Below are 20,479 nucleotides of genomic sequence, written 5' to 3' on the forward strand. Positions count from 1 at the left end.
AACAGGCAGATAAGTCATTTTTCGGACAAAATTATGGCAGATCCGGCTCAATTTTTTGTCAGAAAAATGACAAAGTATCTAGGAATATCCCGGTTCGTTTGGTATAATTACGTATGTAGTGCAAATCGAATCATTATGAAGGAGGTAACTATGAAGAAGCAATTTATGGGGAAATGGTTTTCCTTCGCTTTAGTTCTGGCGATGCTTATATCCCTGATGGGGAACTCAGGCGCACAGGCAGCTAAGGCACCGAAGATCAGCAAGAAATCTGTTAACGTTACGGCTGGAAAGTCAGCCACGGTAACAATTAAGAACAAGCCTTCAGGGGCAAAGATCACCTGGAAGACGAAAAACGCGAAGATTGCCACTGTTAAGAACGGCAAGATCAAGGGCGTGAAGGCAGGAAAGACGACAGTCACTGCCAAGGTTGTTTACAAAAAGGGCAAAAAGAAGATTACAAAGAATTTTCGGGTAAAAGTAACCGTGAAAGCAGCGAAAAACGCTGCGACACAGGCACCGGCGACACAGGCACCGGCAGCATCTGCACCTGCCCCGGCTGCACCGACTGTGGCACCGTCCGCTTCCACTGCACCGGTTGTGACTCCTGTTCCGACAAAGGCACCGCTTCAGTCGAGAACACCGGGTCCTTCCTATGGAGTGAATGAGTCCAATCTGACGGACGAGCATACATCTGCCAACGGCATTACCACAAAGGATAATGGTCTCATGAGAAGAAATCTTACTGCGCAGGATATCACACCTGTCATGGGGCTTGGCTGGAATGTCGGAAACTCTCTGGAGCAGACGCTTGCAAAGAGCTGCACCGCTCTTTCTGCTGAGGAGCAGGCAAAGCTGACGGACGAGCAGTGGGTAACCGGTTACGAGACCAATGCAGATAATGTAGTATCCACACAGAAGCTTTTCGACGGACTGAAAACATACGGCATCAACACCGTCCGTATTCCGATCGCCTGGACTAATATGATGCAGGTAGTCAAGCAACCGGACGGAAGCAATTATTATAAGATCAACGATGCATACTTTAACCGTGTTGAGGAGGTTATGAACTACTGTCTCAACAATGAGATGTATGTCATCATCAATATCCATTGGGACAACGGCTGGTGGGGCATGTTCGGAGATAAGGATCCGGCAGTCCGCGCAGAGGCATGGAAGAAATACGAGGACATGTGGACACAGATCGCAAACCGCTATCAGGAGTATTCTGATCATGTGATCTTCGAGGGCGGCAATGAGGAATTGGGCGAACGTCTCAATGATGACTGGACCGGCGGAAGCAAGCAGACCGGTACACTCACACTTGAGGAGACCTACGAGGTTGCAAATAAGATCAACCAGACCTTCGTCAACATTATCCGCGAGTGCGGTATTAATATGGACGGAACGACCAACAACAATTACGATCGTTTCCTTCTGATCCCGGGTTATGACACAAACCTGCATCAGACCTGTGGAGACAAGTATTCCGATAAGGTTAAGAAAAATAACGACAAATTAACCTTCACAATGCCGGAGGATGTTAGTGACAACGGAATCAGCAAACTGTTTGTTTCCATTCATTACTATGATCCTCTCGGATGGGGAATTGCAAAGTCCTCTTCCTCAAGCTATGAGACACCAAAGGGAACCTCTAATTTCAAGGATACCTGGGGTTCTGAGGAAGATTATGCGGCAATGCAGGAGGATTTCGATGCAGTCAATACCGCTTTTACCGAGAAGGGCTACGGCGTGATCTTTGGTGAGTTTGGTGTTGTATCTGTTAACAAAGACGGCATTGCAGATTATTTCCGCCAGTTCTTCAAGAGCTGCCGGCAGTATGGCATGGTTCCGGTTATGTGGGATGAGGGAACATATGTAGACCGCTCCGGTACCGGCAATAAGAAAAAGGCATATTTTGTCTATGATGATATTGGACAGGTATTTGCAGAGATCACAGGATCGACTCCGAGCATCTCAGCCGATGCACTGAAGCTTACAACACACACAGGTATCCCGGAGAATCCGGTATCTGCCAATCAGGATCCACTTGTTGTTGCAACCTGGGACGGTGATTTTATGAGAAATACAACCACCTCTGCTTCTGTTGATCTTAATGAGATCCGCGGCGTATTCGGAGAACAGTTTATCGGACAGTATAACGGTCAGGAGGTCGGAGGCTACTGGAATGCGGGAACCACGACCATCAATGATAAATTTGAGGGACTTACCCTGGAAACATCATGCTCAAAGGAATGGTGGCATGCACATTACCAGTTGAGTGACTGGAGCAAGATTGAGAAGCCATGCGTGCGTATCACCATGCACAATGACGATATCAGTCAGTCTGCAGACCTTCAGCTTGTTTACACCGATCCGTCGATCATTGTCAATGAGAACGGTGCGGCATGGCGTTATGAGAAGGACTTTGCACAGGTTATCTATGAGACCGATGAGAATGGCAAGGTTAAGACAGATGACAAAGAGCGTGCAATCGTGAAGAGAGATGCCGATGGAAATATGGTATTAGCAGATACCGCATGGATCGGTAAGGTATTAAATCTTGATAAGAATGCGCTGGAGGCATATCCGGTACTTCTTCTTACTACGAATAATTACCTTGGCGTTGATTTCGTCAAGGTTGAGATCTGCGACGCTGCATACAATGCAGACGGTACACCGTTTACGGAGGAAGCAGACAACTAATATTGTGACGGCACAGGTGTTTCATATACAGTGATCACACTAACAAAACCCGGTATTTTGAAAGGAAAAGTTCTTTTCGGAATACCGGGTTTTTATGATTTGACATACGTTAAAAAGAAAAAAAGCGAAAATTTGTCAGAATTGTGTCAAAATTTAAGAATTATTTAAAGATATTGAAACGATTGTATGGTACTCTAAGCGTAGAGTATGTATTATCAGGAAGCTTATGGAGTAATACATGCACAGTTTTGGGAAAGGAGGGGGAACCTTGGAGAAACCGGAAACAGAAAATAAAGGGGAACCGCGCAAGTGCGTTATTGATGTCAAAGACCTGTATAAAATCTATCCGATCGGCAAGAATGAGGTGCGTGCGCTGAATGGTGTAAGTTTCCAGGTGTATGAGGGAGAGTTTTGTGCCATTGTCGGTGCATCGGGCTCCGGTAAGTCTACATTGCTGAATATGCTTGCAGGACTGGAGAAGCCTACCAAAGGTCAGATCATGGTGGCAGGTGAGCGGATCGACAAGTACAAGGAGAACAGACTCGTACAGTTTCGCAGGGAGAAGATTGGATTTATTTTTCAGTCCTTCAATCTGATCCCGACCATGAACGCGGTCGAGAATGTGGCATTACCGCTGGTATTTCGCGGCGTTTCCAAAAGCGTCCGCATGAAGCGTGCCGGAAAGATGATCGATCTGGTCGGACTGAAGAAGTACCGACTGCATAAACCGAACCAGATGTCCGGCGGACAGCAGCAGCGTGTCGGTATGGCAAGAGCACTGGTGCTTAATCCGAGCATTGTATTTGCGGATGAGCCGACAGGAAATCTGGATTCCAAGACATCGGCAGAGATGATGGAACTGATGCGCCATGTGCTCAGCGAACACAACAAAACTCTTGTTATGGTTACACATGACAATGATCTGGCGGCACTTGCCGACAGACAGATTAGGATCAAGGATGGCAAGATCGTCGAGAATGTACAGGATTGATGAAAAGGGGAATCTGAACGATCCAGAAAATGGAGGATAACATTTTGAAAAAGAAAAAATTATTACTGGCAGTGCTTCTTAGCCTGGCAATGGTGACGAGCGTGGTGCCTGGACAGAATCTGAAAACAGCGTGGGCTGCAGGTGAGGGGGATGAACAGGGAAACACCGGTAGTCTGGTGGGTGATGACGGTATGCAGAGCGAGGTTATAAACGGCAATGCGGCAGACATCAGCTTTTCCAATGTAAGCGTATCCGGCAGTAAGGCAGGCGGTAAGGTGAATGTATCCTTTACCGTGACCGGTAACAGGAACAGCAAAAAGCACTATGATATAGAGAATATTGAGAAGATATATCCGGTATTAAATGACAGCTTTCCGTTTGTTATGGACAACGAAGCGTACCGTGTGACAAACGGCAGCGGCAATTCAGTCAGCTGCAGCTATACCTTCCGGGCAAAGGATAATCTGGACACGGCATATTATATGGCTGGTTTTACGGTAGTGTATACCAGAAAGGCTGTCGACGGAAGTCAGACAGCGTATGACAGTGAGTACAGCCTCAATAAAAATATCAGCGTCAAGCTGACAGGGAAACCAAAAGCAACCGAGAAGCCGGATGTGAAACAGGAGGCGAAGGATGCAGACATTTCCCTGAAAATGCGCAATACTCCATATGGTGTTTACGGAGGAAGCTGTGCGGTATCGTTTGTGGCAAGCAGTAAGAAATATGCGATCAAGAGCGTTGTTCCGGTGATCGACAACAACTTCCCGTTTGCAAGTACCACCGACGCTTATAAGGTGATCCGTTCTGCAGGCACGAGGAATTTATCCTGCAGCTACAATTTCAAAGTGAAGAATAACGTATCCACAGGATATCAGGGTGTGGTATTCCGGATCAGTTATCTGAAGAACGGTCAGGCAGTGACCGAGGATAAGACCGTCAATATAGAACTGAAGGGAAAGACACAGAAGAACAAAGCCGACAAAGGCAAGAAGAGCACACCCCGCGTGATGGTATCCGGTTTTACGACGGATGTGAAACAGGTGCGTCCAAACGGAAAGTTTCTTCTGACATTAGAGCTTCGTAACAATGCAAGCCAGGCAGTACATAATATCAAGCTGACTATGTCTACGGAGAACGGCGAGTTTCTGCCACTGAGTGGTGCAAGTACAGCATATCTGGACAGCATCGCCGCCAAGTCGACGGCAAAGGTTTCCTTCTGGATGAAGGCGGCAGCCGGTTTAAGCTCCAAGTCTTATCAGGTAACCGTAAAGACAGAGTATGAAGATGGCAGAGCAAACGGCTATAATGCAGATGATCATGTTTCTATCCCTGTCGTACAGAAGGACCGTATCAGTCTGACAGATGTGGTTCCACCGGATATGCTCAGTGTAGGCGGCACAGGAGATCTGTCCTTCTCTATCAATAACCTTGGCGGAAGTGCGCTGAACAATGTATCTGTAATCTGTAAAGGAAAGGAAATCTCCTGTGAGAAATCCTTTGTTGGTAACATTGCAGCCGGAGCAACCGGTTATGCTACCGTGACGCTGAATGGTGATCAGGCAACCGCGGATGACAGTGACGGCACATGCACGATCATCGTAAAGTATGAGAATGCTTCCGGTGAGACGAAGAAATATACCGAAAAGACAAATGTATATGTAACTGAAGAGATGGACGATGCAGATATTCCGGCAGGGGATACAGAGGATGTACAGGCAAAGAAGGGGCTTCCGCTTGCTGCAAAGATTGCCATTGGCGTGGCGGCAGTTATTGTGATTATCGTCATTGTTCGGGTGATCGTGAAGAAAAGACGCAAGAAAAAAGAAGAGGAGTTGATGGACGATGAGCTTCTATGATCTTATGACCATGAGCCTGGGGAATCTGTGGCGCAGAAAGCTGCGTACCGTTCTTACCGTGCTCGGCGTACTGATCGGAACGACTTCCATCGTGGCGATGCTCTCTCTGGCATTTGGTATGAAGCAGATGATCATGGATGAGTATGCAAGTATGGGGTCGGTGACACAGATTATGATCAGCGGCGGAGGCGGGGATATGGATTCATCGTCGAGTCAGACAGATACCTCCACGATGCTGACAGAGACAAACATGCAGATGTTTCAGGATATGGAGCATGTCAAAAATGTCCTTCCGCAGTTGTCCTTTGATGGCAATATGCAGAGCGGACGTTATTCCGGATATGCCAATCTGATTGGCGTGGATCAGAGTCTTTTAGATTCCCAGGAGTTAGAGAAGGGAGATATCCCACAGAAGGGAAGCACCGGTACGCTTCAGGTGATCGCAGGCAATCAGATCCTGACCGGGTTTGGATATGTTCAGGGAGATCAGTATGTGGATTATTATTCTACCGGAGAGCTTCCGAAGATCGATCTGATGACACAGATCAGACAGCTGCAGGTGTATAACGATCAGACGGACACGACGGATACAGGTGCACAGACGGATACCGGAGATGATACAACAGGGGATACCTCTTCAGATGGAGACAGTACAGACAGCTCAGGGGGTGACACAGCAGATTCCAAACCGGTGGAGGATAACTCTATGCTGAACTTCCGGATCAAGGTGGCCGGAATTATGGCAGGAGGTGTTGAAGAGTACAATACCTACAGTAACAGTCTGTTAGTGAATATCGACGATCTGAAAAGTTATCTGACGAAGAACTTTGGAAAGGGCAATATTCCGGGACAGCCAAAGCCGAATGGCAAACCGATGAACGAGTGGGTTTATAGCACTCTGGTCGTTGATGTGGATGATGCATCCAATGTAGACAGTGTTATGAAGGATATTCAGGATATGGGCTTTAGTGCCAGCAGTAACAAGGATCTGCTCGATTCTGCACAGAAGAATCTGCAGATCGTAGAGCTGGTACTGGGCGGAATCGGTATGGTGGCATTTCTGGTAGCAGCGATCGGTATTGCCAATACAATGATGATGTCAACATACGAGAGAACGAAAGAAATCGGTGTTATGAAGGTACTTGGCTGTGACATGCGTGATATCCAGAAGCTGTTTCTGGCAGAAGCAGGATTTATCGGACTGATCGGAGGTATTGTCGGACTTGGACTGACTTGTGGCGTCTCGGCGCTGATCAATCATTTTGCGGTGTCGATGGGAGGCATGAAGGGTAATATATCCGTTATTCCATGGTGGCTTGCACTGGCAGCAGTGGCATTTTCTACCCTGATGGGAATGGTTGCCGGATATTTTCCGGCACGCCGTGCCATGAAGCTGAGTCCGCTGGCGGCGATCCATACTGAGTAAGGAAAGCTGTTGTGGGCGGGGTCAGGACTGCTTTGGGGAACTGCCGAAGCATTTCTTCCAGGCACGGAAGAACGTAGAATAATTGTGGAAACCGCATTCGTAGCACGCCTGAGTGGCGGGCATACCGCCGTTGATATATTCTCTGGCGAGCAGCAGCCGCTTCGTTGTGATATAAGAACCGATGCTGCGACCGGTTTCCTGCTTGAAGGAATGCATCAGATAGTATTTACTCACATAGAACTTATCGGCAAGGGTGTCGGCAGTGACCGGCTCCTGCAGATGCGTGTTGATATATTCCAGACAGTCAAGGATCTTGGTGTTTGACGTGCTTGTCTCAAGAAATTCCAGATTATGGGACAGGGCAGCACGATTCAAAAAAATCATAAACTGTAAAAATAACAGGCGCTGGGAAAGCTCCTGTGCATACTCCTCAGGGTGTGCATAGGAAGCCTCCAGCGCCTTTAGTGTATGATAAATAGAACTTCCCTTAAAATAAGGAATACGCAGAACATGAGCGTTTGCTCTGGCGGCAAGCTCAAAGCACTGATCCAGAGCATAGTCTTTGCCGGCATATTGAGCAATAAAATCAGGAGAAAGGTATAAAATGATCCGTTCATAGGTAGAATCTGAATGTATGACCGGGCGGTGCAGCTCACCGGCGCGCACCAGCACAACATCGAACGGCTTCAGATCATAGCTCTTGCCCTCGATGGTGTAGCTGACATCCCCCTGCAGAAAGATCAGGATCTTATTGAAATCATGATAATGAAAGGTGAAATTCTTCCGTGTGTTATCCTGCAGATGAAATATTTTAAAATTGCTTTTCAGATAGCCGGTTTTTAAGTGCCGTTCAAAGGAAGGGGTGTCGTTATAATTCATACTTATCATTGTTACGCCTTTCTGGAAAATAGGTTTCAAATTGTGACGCACCAAGACGCCGTTTTCGTTAGTATAACGCAGTGGCATCCGAATGAAAAGAGGAGCCGGTGAATTTGTGGTATGAGCAAGGTGAAACGAAGTTTGACGTGATAACATTTTCTTATGAAAAAGGTATGTAAAATCTATTGACCCATGCTTCGGAATGTAAGATAATAAGGGCGGATAAATTATATGAAATGGAGAGAGAATGTATGAGAAAAACAAAGATTATATGCACACTTGGACCATCGACAGACTCGGATGAAGTCATTGAACAGCTGATCAATGAGGGAATGAATGTGGCACGTTTCAACTTCTCCCACGGCTCCCATGAGGAGCACAGCAAGCGTATGGAGAGACTGCGTCGTATCCGTAAGAAATGCGACAAGCCGGTGGCGATCCTTTTGGATACCAAGGGACCGGAGGTGCGTCTGGATACCTTTAAGGAAGGTAAGACTTTGTTAAAGCGCGGTCAGAAGTTTACACTGGTCTGCGGCGAGAAGGTCGATGGTGACAATTCTCACGTTGGTGTGACATATGATCATCTCTGCGAGGATGTCAGTGTTGGCGCGCCGGTTCTGATCGATGACGGACTGGTCGAGCTGGAGGTTACTGCGATTGTAAGGAATACGATCGAGTGTGTTGTCAAGAATGAGGGCGTGGTATCCGATCATAAGGGGGTTAATCTTCCGGGTGGTCATGTGAACCTGCCGTACTTAAGTGAGAAGGACCGTTCGGATATTTTGTTTGGTATCAAGAATGATGTCGATTTCATTGCGGCATCCTTTGTCCGTACGGCATTTGATGTCAAGCTGATCCGTAATCTGTTAGATGCCAATGGCGGCTCCGATATCAATATTATCGCCAAGATTGAGAATGCCGAGGGCGTTGCCAATATCGATGAGATCATTCGTGAATCCGATGCGATCATGATCGCCAGAGGCGATATGGGCGTGGAGCTTCCGGAGGAGGAAGTACCTGTTGTACAGAAAATGATCATCAATAAGGTATACGAGGCAGGCAAGCAGGTTATCATTGCAACACAGATGCTTGATTCCATGATGAAGAATCCGCGCGCAACCAGAGCGGAGACCGCGGATGTTGCCAATGCGGTTTATGACGGCACAAGTGCGATCATGCTTTCCGGTGAGACAGCTGCCGGGAAGTTCCCGGTAGAGGCTCTCAAGACGATGGTGCGCATCGCAAGCAGAACAGAGCAGGATGTAGATTACCAGAAGCGTTTCTACAGCCGGGCAAGACAGGCGAATCCTGACGTGACAGATGCGATCTGCCATGCAACCTGTACAACGGCATACGATCTGAATGCGAGTGCGATCGTGACGGTCACGAAGTCCGGTCGTTCTGCCAGAATGATCTCAAGATATCGTCCGGCATGTGATATCATCGCAGGAAGTACCTCTGAGAAGGTCTGCCGTCAGCTGAATATGTCGTGGGGGGTATCTCCGTTCCTTGTTGAGGAGAAGAATGATGTATTTGAGTTATTCGATCATGCGATCGAGGTTGCCAAGGTGCATGGTGTGATCAAGAGTGGTGACACGGCGGTTATTACCTCCGGTGTGCCAGTTGGAATCTCCGGAACGACAAATATGATCAAGGTGGAGACCGTTCGATAGGAAATACAGTAATAAATATGCATTCTTAAAAAGATGGTGCAGGAAAATAATCAGGGGCGAAACAAACGTTTTGCCCCTGATTCGCACTATATTATAAGAATTTTCCGTTACCATAAATTAAGCCCGTTTCCGGATTCATCATCCGGAAACGGGCTTAATATGGTATGTCAAAAGAAAGAATTACTGTGCCTGCTCTGCCTCATATGCCTCGCGGACTGCTTTGGCAAGTTGATCACCACAGGAGGTATTCTTGAAACCACACTTGATCCCCTTGACCTTGGATTCGATCCAGTCAACGGTCTGACCGTCAACCAGACGGGATACGGCTTTGAGGTTGCCGTTGCAGCCGCCGGTGAAGGATACGTTGCTGATCACATCTCCGTCAATGTCAAAATGGATCTCTGAGGAGCAGGTTCCGCTTGTCTTATATATATAGTTCATTGTAACATCTCCTTTATCTGAAAGAATAATTTATGAAATCATACAGACTTCATGACTGTAGTGATGATAACGCTTCTCTCATGACTTTGTCAATAGAGTCGTTAATAACAAGGTCAGCTTTGCTGTCCGCCGGGGTGGAGGATTTGTTGATCAGAACAAGGTGTCTGCCGTGGAAATAATCGATCAGACCGGCTGCAGGATAGACAACAAGAGAGGTTCCGCCGATAATCAGCGTATCTGCCTCGGAGATTGCCTGAATGGCACCGGTGATCACATCCTCGTCAAGTCCCTCCTCATAGAGGACAACATCCGGCTTGATCACACCGTGACATTTCGGGCAGAGAGGGATTCCCTTCGCCGCCAGAATGAAATCTGCGTCATAAAAGCTGTGGCATTTCGTGCAGTAGTTGCGAAGAACGGAGCCATGCAGCTCATACACGGTTTTGCTTCCGGCAGCCTGATGCAGTCCGTCAATATTCTGCGTGATGACCGCCTTTAACCTGCCCATTTCCTCCAGCTTTGCAAGAGCGATGTGACAGTCGTTTGGCTCGGCATCCGGGTAGACTAAGTTCTTTTTATAGAAGTCAAAAAAGTCATCCGGATAACGCATGAAAAAGGAATGGGACACAAGCTGCTCCGGCGTGAAATTCCTGCCGAGCTTTTGACTGTACAGTCCGTCAGAGCTTCTGAAATCCGGGATTCCGGAAGCAGTAGAGACGCCTGCTCCCCCGAAAAATACGATGTTGTCGCTTTCCTGTAGGATCTTTGCAAGCTGTGCTGTTTTGTCGTCCATCAGCACGCCTCCTTTCCTGAAAAGTATGCCGGGTTTAAAACGGCATATGCATTGTTCTTTAAGAGTTCTCTGATCAAAGTGTAGCATAAAATTTTTAAAAATAAAATGGTTGCATTTTTTGAAAATTGTGCTATTCTAATAAAAGATAATACGTTGAAGAGACGAGTACATGGCATGCGTGACTACAGAGAGGGGCAGACCGAACGGTTGCTGGAACTGCCCTATTCACAAAGCGATGGAAGACCAGCTCTGAGTGGCTTTAATACAGCCCGGTCGACACCGTTACCGTCACAATGAAGGTGAGATCAGTATACGGATCACGGCAGTCTGCGTTCAGATGTAGCACATGCCTTTGGTTGAGAGCTTCCGGATGATTTCACGAACGAGGGTGGAACCGCGTGATGATATTTACGCCCCTTCTGGCATTGTAATGTGTCAGGAGGGGCTTTTTTGTGCATGGAAAGTGCTCATAACGTGGTGGAAAGAGCAAACGCCGGTTTGCCTTTTATGTTGAAATATCAGTCCCTTTTGACAAAGGATTCAAAGACGGATCTTCTGACAGCGCTGCTTCAGGAGCCTCCGGAGTACACAGCAGCGCAGAAAAGAGGGAATCATGAAAGTAACATTAAAAGATGGCTCCTTTAAGGAGTATGACCAGCCAATGTCCATTTACGATATCGCTTTGGATATCAGCGAGGGACTGGCAAGAGTAGCATGTGTGGGAGAGATTGATGGTGAGGTCAAGGATCTTCGTACCATTGTAGATAAGGATTGTACCCTGAATATTTTGACCTTCGATTCGGACGAGGGAAAGAAAGCATACCGCCACACATGTGCGCATGTACTGGCACAGGCAGTAAAGAATCTGTATCCGGATGCAAAGCTGACCATCGGACCGGCGATCGACAACGGATATTATTATGATTTTGATCTGCCAAGTCTTGACAGAGATGCACTGGATGCCATCGAGAAAGAGATGAAAAAGATCATCAAGAAGGGCGAACGTCTGGAGCGTTACACATTGTCCAAGGATGAGGCGATCAAGCTGATGACAGAGAGAGATGAGCCGTATAAGGTTGAGATGATCAAAGAGCATCCGGATACCGACGAGCTCAGTTTCTATCAGCAGGGAGATTTCATTGAGTTTTGTGCCGGACCACATCTGATGAGCACAAAGCCGATCAAAGCATTTAAGCTGACATCTTCTTCCGGTGCTTACTGGAGAGGCGATGAGCACAATAAGATGCTGACCAGAATTTACGGAACAGCATATACAAAGAAAGCAGATCTCGAGGAGTATCTTGAGTACCTTGCAGATATTAAGAACCGTGACCATAACAAGCTCGGTCGTGACATGGACCTGTTTACAACCGTTGACGTTATCGGACAGGGGCTTCCGCTGTTTATGCCAAAGGGCACAAAGATGATCCAGAAGCTGCAGCGTTGGATCGAGGATCTGGAGGATAATGAGTGGGGCTATGTCCGTACCCGTACACCACTGATGGCAAAGTCTGATCTGTACAAGATCTCTGACCACTGGGGTCATTACAAGGAGGGAATGTTCCTTCTGGGCGAGGACGATGAGGATGAGAATGGAAACAGTGTTTCCGGCCGTGATATCTTTGCACTTCGTCCAATGACTTGTCCATTCCAGTATTATGTATATAAGGCACGTCAGAAATCTTACCGAGATCTCCCATATCGTATGGGTGAGACATCGACGCTGTTTCGTAATGAGGATTCCGGCGAGATGCATGGTCTGACCCGTGTCCGTCAGTTCACGATCTCAGAGGGTCATCTTGTTTGTACTCCGGAGCAGATCGCAGACGAGTTTAAGAACTGTGTCCGCCTTGCTAAATATTGTCTGGAGACACTCGGTCTGGAAGAAGATGTCACATATCGTATGTCCAAGTGGGATCCGGAGCATCCGGACAAGTATCTTGGCGATGCTGCTGAGTGGGATCGCGTCGAGGGTGCTATGCGTGAGATTCTTGATGATATTGGTCTGAGTTATACGGAGGAAGCCGGAGAGGCTGCATTCTATGGACCAAAGCTTGATATTCAGGCGAAGAATGTGTACGGAAAAGAGGACACAATGATCACGATCCAGCTCGATATGTTTTTATCAGAGCGTTTCGATATGTATTATATTGATCAGAACGGAGAAAAGAAGCGTCCTTACATTATCCACAGAACTTCTCTGGGATGCTATGAGCGTACACTGGCATGGCTGATCGAGAAATATGCCGGCAAGTTCCCGACATGGCTGTGTCCGGAGCAGGTTCGTGTTCTTCCGATTTCTGACAAGTATATGGATTATGCAGAGAGTGTACTGGCAGAACTGAAGAAAAACGGCATCGATGCAACGGTTGACGGCCGTTCCGAGAAGATCGGTTACAAGATCCGTGAAGCACGTATGGACAAGCTTCCTTATATGTTGGTAGTCGGCGGCAAGGAGGAAGAGGCGGGTCTTGTATCTGTCCGCAGCCGTTTTGCCGGTGATGAGGGTCAGAAGCCTCTGGCAGACTTTATCAACGATATCTGTCAGGAAATCCGTACCAAGGAGATCCGTAAGGAGCTTCCTGAGGATGAGAAGAAATAATTTCGAATACTTGACGTTTCGTGTCTGCTGTATACACGTTCGTTTAATGCAGTAAATGAAAACGGATATTTTCACATGATTAGTGGGAATATCCGTTTTTTTTAAAGCGCAAAATGCCCGGGGGACATATTTTTTCAAAGTGCGGTCTTACAATATGGTAAAAGGGAAAAAAGTATACAGTAAATATTCTAATAAGGTCAGGGTGAGGTTTTCATAGGAAGTGTTTCCGCTTAAGTTTTTTAGAGATTCTGCCGATGTACATATCAGAGCAGTTGTTGTCAAAGGAATGGCAGCAGCAAAAGTGTTGCCGGCACTTTACTGTGCGGGCGGCAGGAAAAGAACTGGAAAGGTGAGCGAAACATGAACGTAAGTGATATCATTGCACAAAGCACCACCAACACAGGCAGGGGGAAAAGCATATTTTCTTCCGGCTCCTTCTTAAATATCGGGAAGCGCGGTCAGGTGGTTCAGGGCGTGGTCTCCAAGGTAGCGGATAAGGTTTCCATCAGCTTTAACGGCACGGAGGCAGCAGTTCCGTTGTCGTCAGTACAGAATGCCACGGAAGGCGAAACAAGAAGTTTTAAGATCATGGAAGTATCGAAGGATAAGATTGTACTGAAAGAGGTTGGTACAGAGGCCTCCTCCGGAAGCAGGGCAATGACGGGAACAACCGTCGGCACATCTTCGTATTCCTTTGCTGATCATCTGAGTGATGCCGGGAAGCTTTCCGAGGCGAAGCAGCAGGCGGGACAGAATATCGCCGTGCTGACAGGAGAAGATTATCAGAATATGGAATCGGAGCAGGGAGCTCTGGAGGAATATAAAGCATCTGCACTGGACCGGGCGGTGGAACGCCATAAGGAGAGACGCGAGTGGCAGCAGGAGAGTGCAGAGCGCAACATTGAAAACAGCAGACAATTTCAGGAGAATATCAAGACACTGCAGGAGCAGGGAGTTACACAGCTGATGAGCCCGGAGGAGATTGAAAATGCTCTTCGCGAGGCCGATCTGCCGATTACAAAGAGTAATGTGGCAAGAGTGGCATCGGCGGTTCAGATGGCTCAGATCGTGCCGAAGCTGTCGCAGGATGCGAAAGCATATCTGCTTGAGAATCAGATGGCACCGACGATTGAGAATCTCTATCACGGACAGTATTCGGCATCCGGGGCACTGACTTCTTCCATGGCGGACGAGGAGGCATGGCAGCAGCTTCAGGGTCAGATCGCAGAACTTTTGCAGGCAGGAGGTCTGCCGGCGGATGAGACAACCTTAGAGCAGGCAAAGTGGCTGTTTGCCAATGACATTGCCGTGACTCCGGATAATGTACAGACACTGCAGATGTTAGATGAGCTGTCGGAGGAGCTGACACCGCGGAAGCTGTTAGATCAGATCATTTATGCGATGCAGACGGGGGCGATGCCGGAGCAGGCGACTCTGGATGACCGGCAGATCGTGATTGCCAGACAGGCATTAAACAGCTTGGCAGAAATCACGGATGAGGATGTGGTCAAGACTGTTCGTAATATGGGACAGAACGAAGTGACATTACAGCTTTTGGAACAGGCGGTTCAGCAGAGAAAGCAGAATGATGGGACAGCCGTACAGACCGGACAGATTTTGGCTGCGGATGCAGCCGCAGGACAGAGCGTGGCGGCAGTGAATGAGACAGTTACCATGACGAGACGCCAGCTTGAGGAGCTGCGGTTAAGGCTGACAATTCCGGCGGCTGTCCGGATGGAACAAAAGGGCATTGATATTGAGGTAGCACCGTTGAAGGAACTGGTTGATTCCTTGCGGCAGCAGGAACGGACGGATTACCGGCAGCTTATGCCGGGGACGGAGATTTCCGATGAAATGCTTGACCGCACGGAAGAGGTTCTTGACAAGGCATCACAGATCAGTGCAGCACCGGCATCGATGCTCGCGATCGGAGCCAGACAGCACAGCCTTTTGACAATGAATGTGCTGCATCGGGCGGCAGTCAGTGCAGTCGCGCAGACGAGACAGTATCAGGCGGATTATGAGGCAGTCGGCACGCAGGTGCGGACGGATCTGGGAGATTCGATTCAGAAGGCATTCCGGAATGTGCCGGAGCTTCTTACAGAACTTGGTATGGAGGATACGCAGGCGAACCAGAGAGCTGTCCGTATTTTGGGATACAACAGCATGGAGATCACCGAGCAGAATGTAACACAGGTGAAGGAGTTAGATGCACAGGTTGGAGCAATCCTTGATCAGATGAAGCCTGCAGTTGTATTAAAGCTTGTGCAAAGCGGAGAGGATCCGTTAGATCTCCCGCTGCAGGAGTTGGAGGATAAGCTGAACGGCATCTCAGATGCACAGGATATTTCTTCCGAGGAACGCTATACCAGATACCTGATGAGAATGGAGCAGGATCAGAACATTTCCGAGCAGGAGAGGGAAGGCTACATTGGAATCTACCGTCTGCTGCATCAGGTGGAAAGTTCCGATGGAGCTGCCATCGGAAGTGTTATGGAAGCAGGCTGGGATATGACACTTCGCAATCTGCTGACAGCGGTCCGGACAGAGAAACGAAAAGGTGTCGATGCAAAGGTGGATGATCAGTTTGGCGGTCTGTCCGATATTCAGTACAGTTCCAAAAGCATCACGCAGCAGATCGATCAGGCATTTTCCGGTGAGAAGGGCTCAAATGCCGGTCAGGAAAACCGGGACGAGACGCAGGAATATTATGAGCGTCTGAATCGTCAGCTTCTGCGTGAGATCACACCATCGGCAGTGCAGACCGTCAGTGATGGTGATTTGGAGCATTTGCTGGATCAGTCACTGGAAGTATTTCATGATGCGTTAGATCAGACGGAGCCGGATCCGGAGATTGAGAAGCAGCTTTACAGCCGAATGGCACAGGAACTGCGGGAAACAATCGAACAGAGTCAGGATAGTGTCCGGTATCTTGGACAGCTTGGCATCCCGGATACTGTTGTTAATATTCAGGCGGCAGAGCTTTTGTTAGAACAGAATTATGATGTCTATCATCAGGTGTACGAAAAACGGGACAGACTATCTGTAGATAAACAGCAGGAGCTTGCCGATGCGATGGATGCCATGTACGACAGTCTGGAGAATGCGGAACACATACAGCAAAGCTATGACAGACTGGAGACACTTATGGAAACCGTACTGGCGCATTCCTATGAAGCTCCGGCGGTCACCGGTGAAGAGCTGCGTGGCTTAAAACAGCTTCAAAACGGTATGCTTCTTCAGAGAAGCATGGCGCGCAGGCACAGCTATGATGTGCCGATCGCAGACGGTGACAGTGTGGCAACCATGAATGTCACGTTGATACAGGGAGGAGAGGACTCCGGAAGAGTTCAGATCTATCTGCAAGAGCTGTCTGCGGAGCTGCGGATCCAACAGGGCGAGGTAAAGGGACTGTTCCTCTGTGGAGATCGGGAAATGTATGAGCAGCTGTCCGGGAAAGCGCAGGAGCTGATTGCTTCACTGGAGGAAAACGGTTACCCGGTGAAGAACATTTCCTATAGCATGAATCCAAAATCACGGCTTGACACCATGAACACTCCTGCAGGGGAAAAGGAACCGGCCACAGCATTATATAAAGCAGCAAAGCTGATTGTTAAGCATGTGATAAGAAGTATCGGACAGGAATAGCCCGTAACGGAGAAAGAAAATAAACCGTCCGCTGCAGCAGTGGGCATATGTGGCAGGGCGGACAGCATAATAACATAGAAATGAGGATTTAATATGAGAATTAATCATAATATTTCGGCACAGATGGCAAATGTTAATTTAAAGAAAACGGACAGCAGACTTTCTGCCAGTCTTGAGAGATTAAGCTCCGGCTACAAGATCAATAAGGCGGCCGATGATTCTGCCGGTATGGCAATTTCTAACAAGATGAAGGCGCAGATCCGTGCACTGGATCAGGCATCCCGCAATTCCGAGGATGGTCAGTCGATCATTGAGACGGCAGAGGGAGCGATGGGAGAGATTGAAAATATTCTTCAGAGAATCCGTCAGCTTTCTGTTCAGACCGCCAACGGTACTTATGCACTTGAGGATCGTGAGGCTGCACAGAAGGAGGTTGATCAGCTTCTGGATGAGATCGACCGAATCACAACAACCACAGAGTTTAACGGAACTCCGCTGTTGGATGGCTCCGCAGCAAGAACCTTTGCGAGCAGCAACATCAATGTGAAGCCGGTATATGCTTCCATGGAGGTAGAAAAGGGAGACTATAATCTGAAGATTGATAAGATTGCACAGCCGGCAGAGATTACATTTGCACTGCCGCAGGCACCGGCTTCCATCAGTATTGAGAATACAACGATCGAGATTAATGAGTCAATGAGTGCAGACGCAGCGATGGAGAGTATCCAGTCAGTCTGTGACAGAATGAATATGGATGTGGAACGCAAAGGTGATCAGGTAACGATCCGTACTCGCACCACAGGAAGCCTGCAAAAAATTGATTTCGCTGATGAAAACGGAACGAAGACCACCGTCAGAGGTGCAGATGCCAAGCTGACTCTGGGAGAGGGATTTGCAGATACCGCAACTTACTCCAGCTACGGCAACCTGATCACGATCCGTGATAATGAGGGCTTTGAGATGGAGATCGAGGCAAATGAGGTTGGTGATGTGAAATTAAGAACCTTTGATGCCGGTTATATGACGATCCAGATCGGTGCCAACGAGTCACAGATCCTGAATATGAACTTCCCGGAGGTATCCTGCCTGAATCTGGGGCTGCGTACCTCGGATGGAACAGATACGATCAGTGTGGCAACACAGGATGGTTCTCTTCTGACCATGGATGCGCTGGATCGAGCGATCAAAAAAGTATCCAATGCGCGTTCAACTCTTGGTTCTTATCAGAATCGTCTGGAGGCAACCAATTCCAGTCTTGATCTGAGCAGCCAGAATATTACCGAGGCAATGTCCCGGATCAGTGATACCGACATGGCAGATGAGATGACAAAGTACACACAGTATGAGGTGCTTTCACAGGCGTCGACCTCAATGCTGGCGCAGGCAAACAACAGACCACAGCAGATATTATCTCTGCTTCAGTAATAAAATGAGGAATGGATATGGATTCAGAGAAGAGAAAGGCTTATACCACGCGGATCAGTCAGGCGAACCGCAGCGAGCTTGTGGTGATCATTTATGAGTTGCTGCTTGACAGCCTTGCGGATGCCAGACAGGCATTTGGAAAAGAGGATTTTGATACCGCCGATGTGGAATTAAAACGGGCGCAGGGGCTTGTGTGTGAATTACGAGGAAGCCTGAATTTTGAGTATCCGGTTTCTTACCGGCTTGTCTCCCTGTATCGTTATATCAATGAACAGCTTGTAAAGTCTATCACGCGGAAGAAGGATGTGAATCTGGATTCCTGCGAGAGAGTGATAAGTAGTTTGAAGGACAGCTTTGAGGAGGTTTCAAAGCAGGATACCTCCGGTCCGGTGATTGAAAACGGACAGCAGGTATATGCGGGACTGACCTACGGAAAGGGAAGTCTCAATGAAGTAGCAATCGATGCAGGTACGCTTGGACGTGGATTTCAGGCGTAGCGGTAACGAGAAAGGTTGATTATGGAAAAAAAGAATTTTTTGGATGACAGAGGTGCGGGAATCCTGATGCCGATCAGCAGTCTTGCATCACCTTATGGAATTGGAACGCTGGGTGAGGAGGCGTACCATTTTGTGGACAGACTGGTGAAGGCCGGACAGAAGTACTGGCAGGTGCTTCCGGCAGGACCAACCAGCTTTGGGGACAGCCCGTATCAGTCATTTTCGGCATTTGCAGGGAATCCTTATTTTATCGATCTGGATACACTGATCGAGGAGGGACTACTATTAAAGGACGAGGTAACCTGCGAAAGCTGGGGCGATGATCCGGAGGATGTGGATTATGCGATCCTTTTTCAGAATCGTTTTCGTGTCCTAAAAAAGGCATACAAGAGAAGCCGTCATAAGGAGCAGTCATCGTATCGTACCTTCTGCAGACAGAATGCATACTGGCTCGCAGATTACTGCCTTTATATGGCACTCAAGTTTGAAAATGACAATAAGGAATGGCAGCTGTGGGAGGAGGACATCCGTTTCCGCAAGAAGGCTGCTGTGAAGCTCTGGGAGAAGAAGCTTGCTGATGAGATCGGTTTTTGGGAGTTCTGTCAGTACAAGTTTTATGAGCAGTGGAACCGTCTGAAGAAGTATGCACACAAGAAAAAGATCCGTCTGATCGGAGATATCCCCCTGTACGTTTCTATGGACAGTGCAGATGTGTGGGCACATTCCGATCTGTTTGAACTGGATGAGCGCAAAAAGCCGATCAACATTGCGGGAGTGCCACCGGACTGTTTCTCTGCGGACGGACAGCGCTGGGGCAATCCGCTCTATGACTGGAAGGCAATGGAAAAGGATAATTTCCACTGGTGGTATAAGCGTATGCAGGCCAATGCAAAGCTTTATGATGTGATTCGTATCGATCATTTTATCGGTATTGTAAATTACTGGTCTATTCCGTCCTCCTGTCCGACTGCTGTGGACGGTAAATGGAGAAAGGGACCGGGTAAGAAACTGACGGATGTGATCCGCGAGGCAACAAAGGAAACGGATATTATCGCAGAGGATCTGGGTGTTGTTGGACCAAATGTCCGCAGCCTGATCCGGAAAACAGGCTGGCCGGGAATGAAGATTCTCGAATTTGCGTTTGATGATTCTCAGGAGAATGAGTATCTTCCGCATAACTACAAAGATCCAAACTGTCTTGTCTATGGAGGAACCCATGATAATGAGACATTGATGGGATTTTATGGAGCCAAAAAGAAAAAGGATCTCAAATATGTGATGGATTATCTGCAGATCAAAAAGAAAAAGCAGATCCCATCCGAAATGATCCGCCTCGGCTACAGCAGCATTGCCAATACCGCGATCTTTCAGATGCAGGATGTACTGGGACTTGATAACCGTGCGCGCATGAATCTGCCGTCCTCGGTAGGAACGAACTGGCGCTGGCGTATGCTGCCGGGAGCATTCACAAAGGAGCACTGCCGTTATCTGAAGAAGCTTTGTAAGATCTATAACAGATAGTCAGACGATTACAGAATAAGA

General features: G+C 48.0%; 13 protein-coding genes. 10 read left to right on the forward strand and 3 right to left on the reverse strand.

Going from position 1 to position 20,479, the window contains the following annotated elements:
* Positions 1-150: 150 nt before the first annotated feature.
* The 4 genes from ACZLMD_RS05225 to ACZLMD_RS05240 all read left to right on the forward strand — a co-directional run bounded on the left by ACZLMD_RS05225 (position 151) and on the right by ACZLMD_RS05240 (position 6,979).
* On the forward strand, positions 151-2,703 hold the full coding sequence (locus ACZLMD_RS05225) for a cellulase family glycosylhydrolase (protein WP_484104820.1): 2,553 nt from the start codon (positions 151-153) through the stop codon (positions 2,701-2,703).
* A 268-nt stretch (positions 2,704-2,971) separates the two neighbouring features.
* Entirely contained in the window at positions 2,972-3,694 is a 723-nt protein-coding gene (locus ACZLMD_RS05230; RefSeq protein ID WP_243100611.1) for an ABC transporter ATP-binding protein, read from the forward strand.
* A 44-nt stretch (positions 3,695-3,738) separates the two neighbouring features.
* Entirely contained in the window at positions 3,739-5,553 is a 1,815-nt protein-coding gene (locus ACZLMD_RS05235) for a COG1361 S-layer family protein (protein WP_489495237.1), read from the forward strand.
* Positions 5,540-6,979 (forward strand): ABC transporter permease, encoded by a 1,440-nt coding sequence (locus ACZLMD_RS05240; RefSeq protein WP_489495238.1) that lies wholly within the window; start codon positions 5,540-5,542, stop codon positions 6,977-6,979. Before ACZLMD_RS05235 ends, ACZLMD_RS05240 begins: the two co-directional genes overlap by 14 nt.
* A 21-nt stretch (positions 6,980-7,000) precedes the next feature.
* Here the strand turns inward: ACZLMD_RS05240 and ACZLMD_RS05245 are convergent, their stop codons facing one another.
* Positions 7,001-7,867, reverse strand: coding sequence for an AraC family transcriptional regulator (locus ACZLMD_RS05245; protein WP_482521799.1), 867 nt, complete (start codon positions 7,865-7,867; stop codon positions 7,001-7,003).
* A gap of 242 nt (positions 7,868-8,109) precedes the next feature.
* Between ACZLMD_RS05245 and pyk the strand changes: the two genes are divergently transcribed.
* A complete protein-coding gene (gene pyk, locus ACZLMD_RS05250) occupies positions 8,110-9,531 on the forward strand; it encodes a pyruvate kinase (protein ID WP_022306489.1) in 1,422 nt (473 codons plus the stop codon).
* A 180-nt stretch (positions 9,532-9,711) separates the two neighbouring features.
* Here the strand turns inward: pyk and ACZLMD_RS05255 are convergent, their stop codons facing one another.
* Both ACZLMD_RS05255 and ACZLMD_RS05260 read right to left on the reverse strand, forming a co-directional pair.
* On the reverse strand, positions 9,712-9,972 hold the full coding sequence (locus tag ACZLMD_RS05255) for a TIGR03905 family TSCPD domain-containing protein (RefSeq protein WP_022306488.1): 261 nt from the start codon (positions 9,970-9,972) through the stop codon (positions 9,712-9,714).
* 49 nt (positions 9,973-10,021) lie between these two features.
* Positions 10,022-10,765, reverse strand: coding sequence for an NAD-dependent protein deacylase (locus tag ACZLMD_RS05260; RefSeq protein WP_022306487.1), 744 nt, complete (start codon positions 10,763-10,765; stop codon positions 10,022-10,024).
* Between the two features lie 613 nt (positions 10,766-11,378).
* Here ACZLMD_RS05260 and thrS point away from each other — a divergent pair.
* The 5 genes from thrS to malQ all read left to right on the forward strand — a co-directional run bounded on the left by thrS (position 11,379) and on the right by malQ (position 20,458).
* Entirely contained in the window at positions 11,379-13,367 is a 1,989-nt protein-coding gene (gene thrS / locus ACZLMD_RS05265) for a threonine--tRNA ligase (RefSeq protein ID WP_489495239.1), read from the forward strand.
* A gap of 360 nt (positions 13,368-13,727) precedes the next feature.
* Positions 13,728-17,015: a DUF6240 domain-containing protein gene (locus ACZLMD_RS05270; RefSeq protein WP_489495240.1), complete on the forward strand. Its 3,288-nt coding sequence runs from the start codon at positions 13,728-13,730 to the stop codon at positions 17,013-17,015.
* A 93-nt stretch (positions 17,016-17,108) separates the two neighbouring features.
* Complete coding sequence (locus tag ACZLMD_RS05275; protein ID WP_022305038.1) at positions 17,109-18,440, forward strand: flagellin N-terminal helical domain-containing protein; 1,332 nt, start codon at positions 17,109-17,111, stop codon at positions 18,438-18,440.
* Positions 18,441-18,457: 17 nt separating this feature from the next.
* A complete protein-coding gene (locus ACZLMD_RS05280; protein WP_022305039.1) occupies positions 18,458-18,937 on the forward strand; it encodes a flagellar export chaperone FliS in 480 nt (159 codons plus the stop codon).
* Positions 18,938-18,958: 21 nt separating this feature from the next.
* Positions 18,959-20,458: a 4-alpha-glucanotransferase gene (malQ, locus tag ACZLMD_RS05285; protein ID WP_022305040.1), complete on the forward strand. Its 1,500-nt coding sequence runs from the start codon at positions 18,959-18,961 to the stop codon at positions 20,456-20,458.
* The last annotated feature ends 21 nt before the right edge of the window (positions 20,459-20,479 follow it).

The organism is Jutongia sp., assembly GCF_057878315.1.

Coding starts and splice junctions, on each gene's coding strand:
- ACZLMD_RS05225 (WP_484104820.1), top strand. CDS start 151: ATGAAGAAGCAATTTATGGGGAAATGGTTTTCCTTCGCTTTAGTTCTG.
- ACZLMD_RS05240 (WP_489495238.1), top strand. CDS start 5,540: ATGAGCTTCTATGATCTTATGACCATGAGCCTGGGGAATCTGTGGCGC.
- ACZLMD_RS05245 (WP_482521799.1), bottom strand. CDS start 7,867: ATGATAAGTATGAATTATAACGACACCCCTTCCTTTGAACGGCACTTA.
- pyk (WP_022306489.1), top strand. CDS start 8,110: ATGAGAAAAACAAAGATTATATGCACACTTGGACCATCGACAGACTCG.
- ACZLMD_RS05255 (WP_022306488.1), bottom strand. CDS start 9,972: ATGAACTATATATATAAGACAAGCGGAACCTGCTCCTCAGAGATCCAT.
- ACZLMD_RS05260 (WP_022306487.1), bottom strand. CDS start 10,765: ATGGACGACAAAACAGCACAGCTTGCAAAGATCCTACAGGAAAGCGAC.
- thrS (WP_489495239.1), top strand. CDS start 11,379: ATGAAAGTAACATTAAAAGATGGCTCCTTTAAGGAGTATGACCAGCCA.
- ACZLMD_RS05270 (WP_489495240.1), top strand. CDS start 13,728: ATGAACGTAAGTGATATCATTGCACAAAGCACCACCAACACAGGCAGG.
- ACZLMD_RS05275 (WP_022305038.1), top strand. CDS start 17,109: ATGAGAATTAATCATAATATTTCGGCACAGATGGCAAATGTTAATTTA.
- ACZLMD_RS05280 (WP_022305039.1), top strand. CDS start 18,458: ATGGATTCAGAGAAGAGAAAGGCTTATACCACGCGGATCAGTCAGGCG.
- malQ (WP_022305040.1), top strand. CDS start 18,959: ATGGAAAAAAAGAATTTTTTGGATGACAGAGGTGCGGGAATCCTGATG.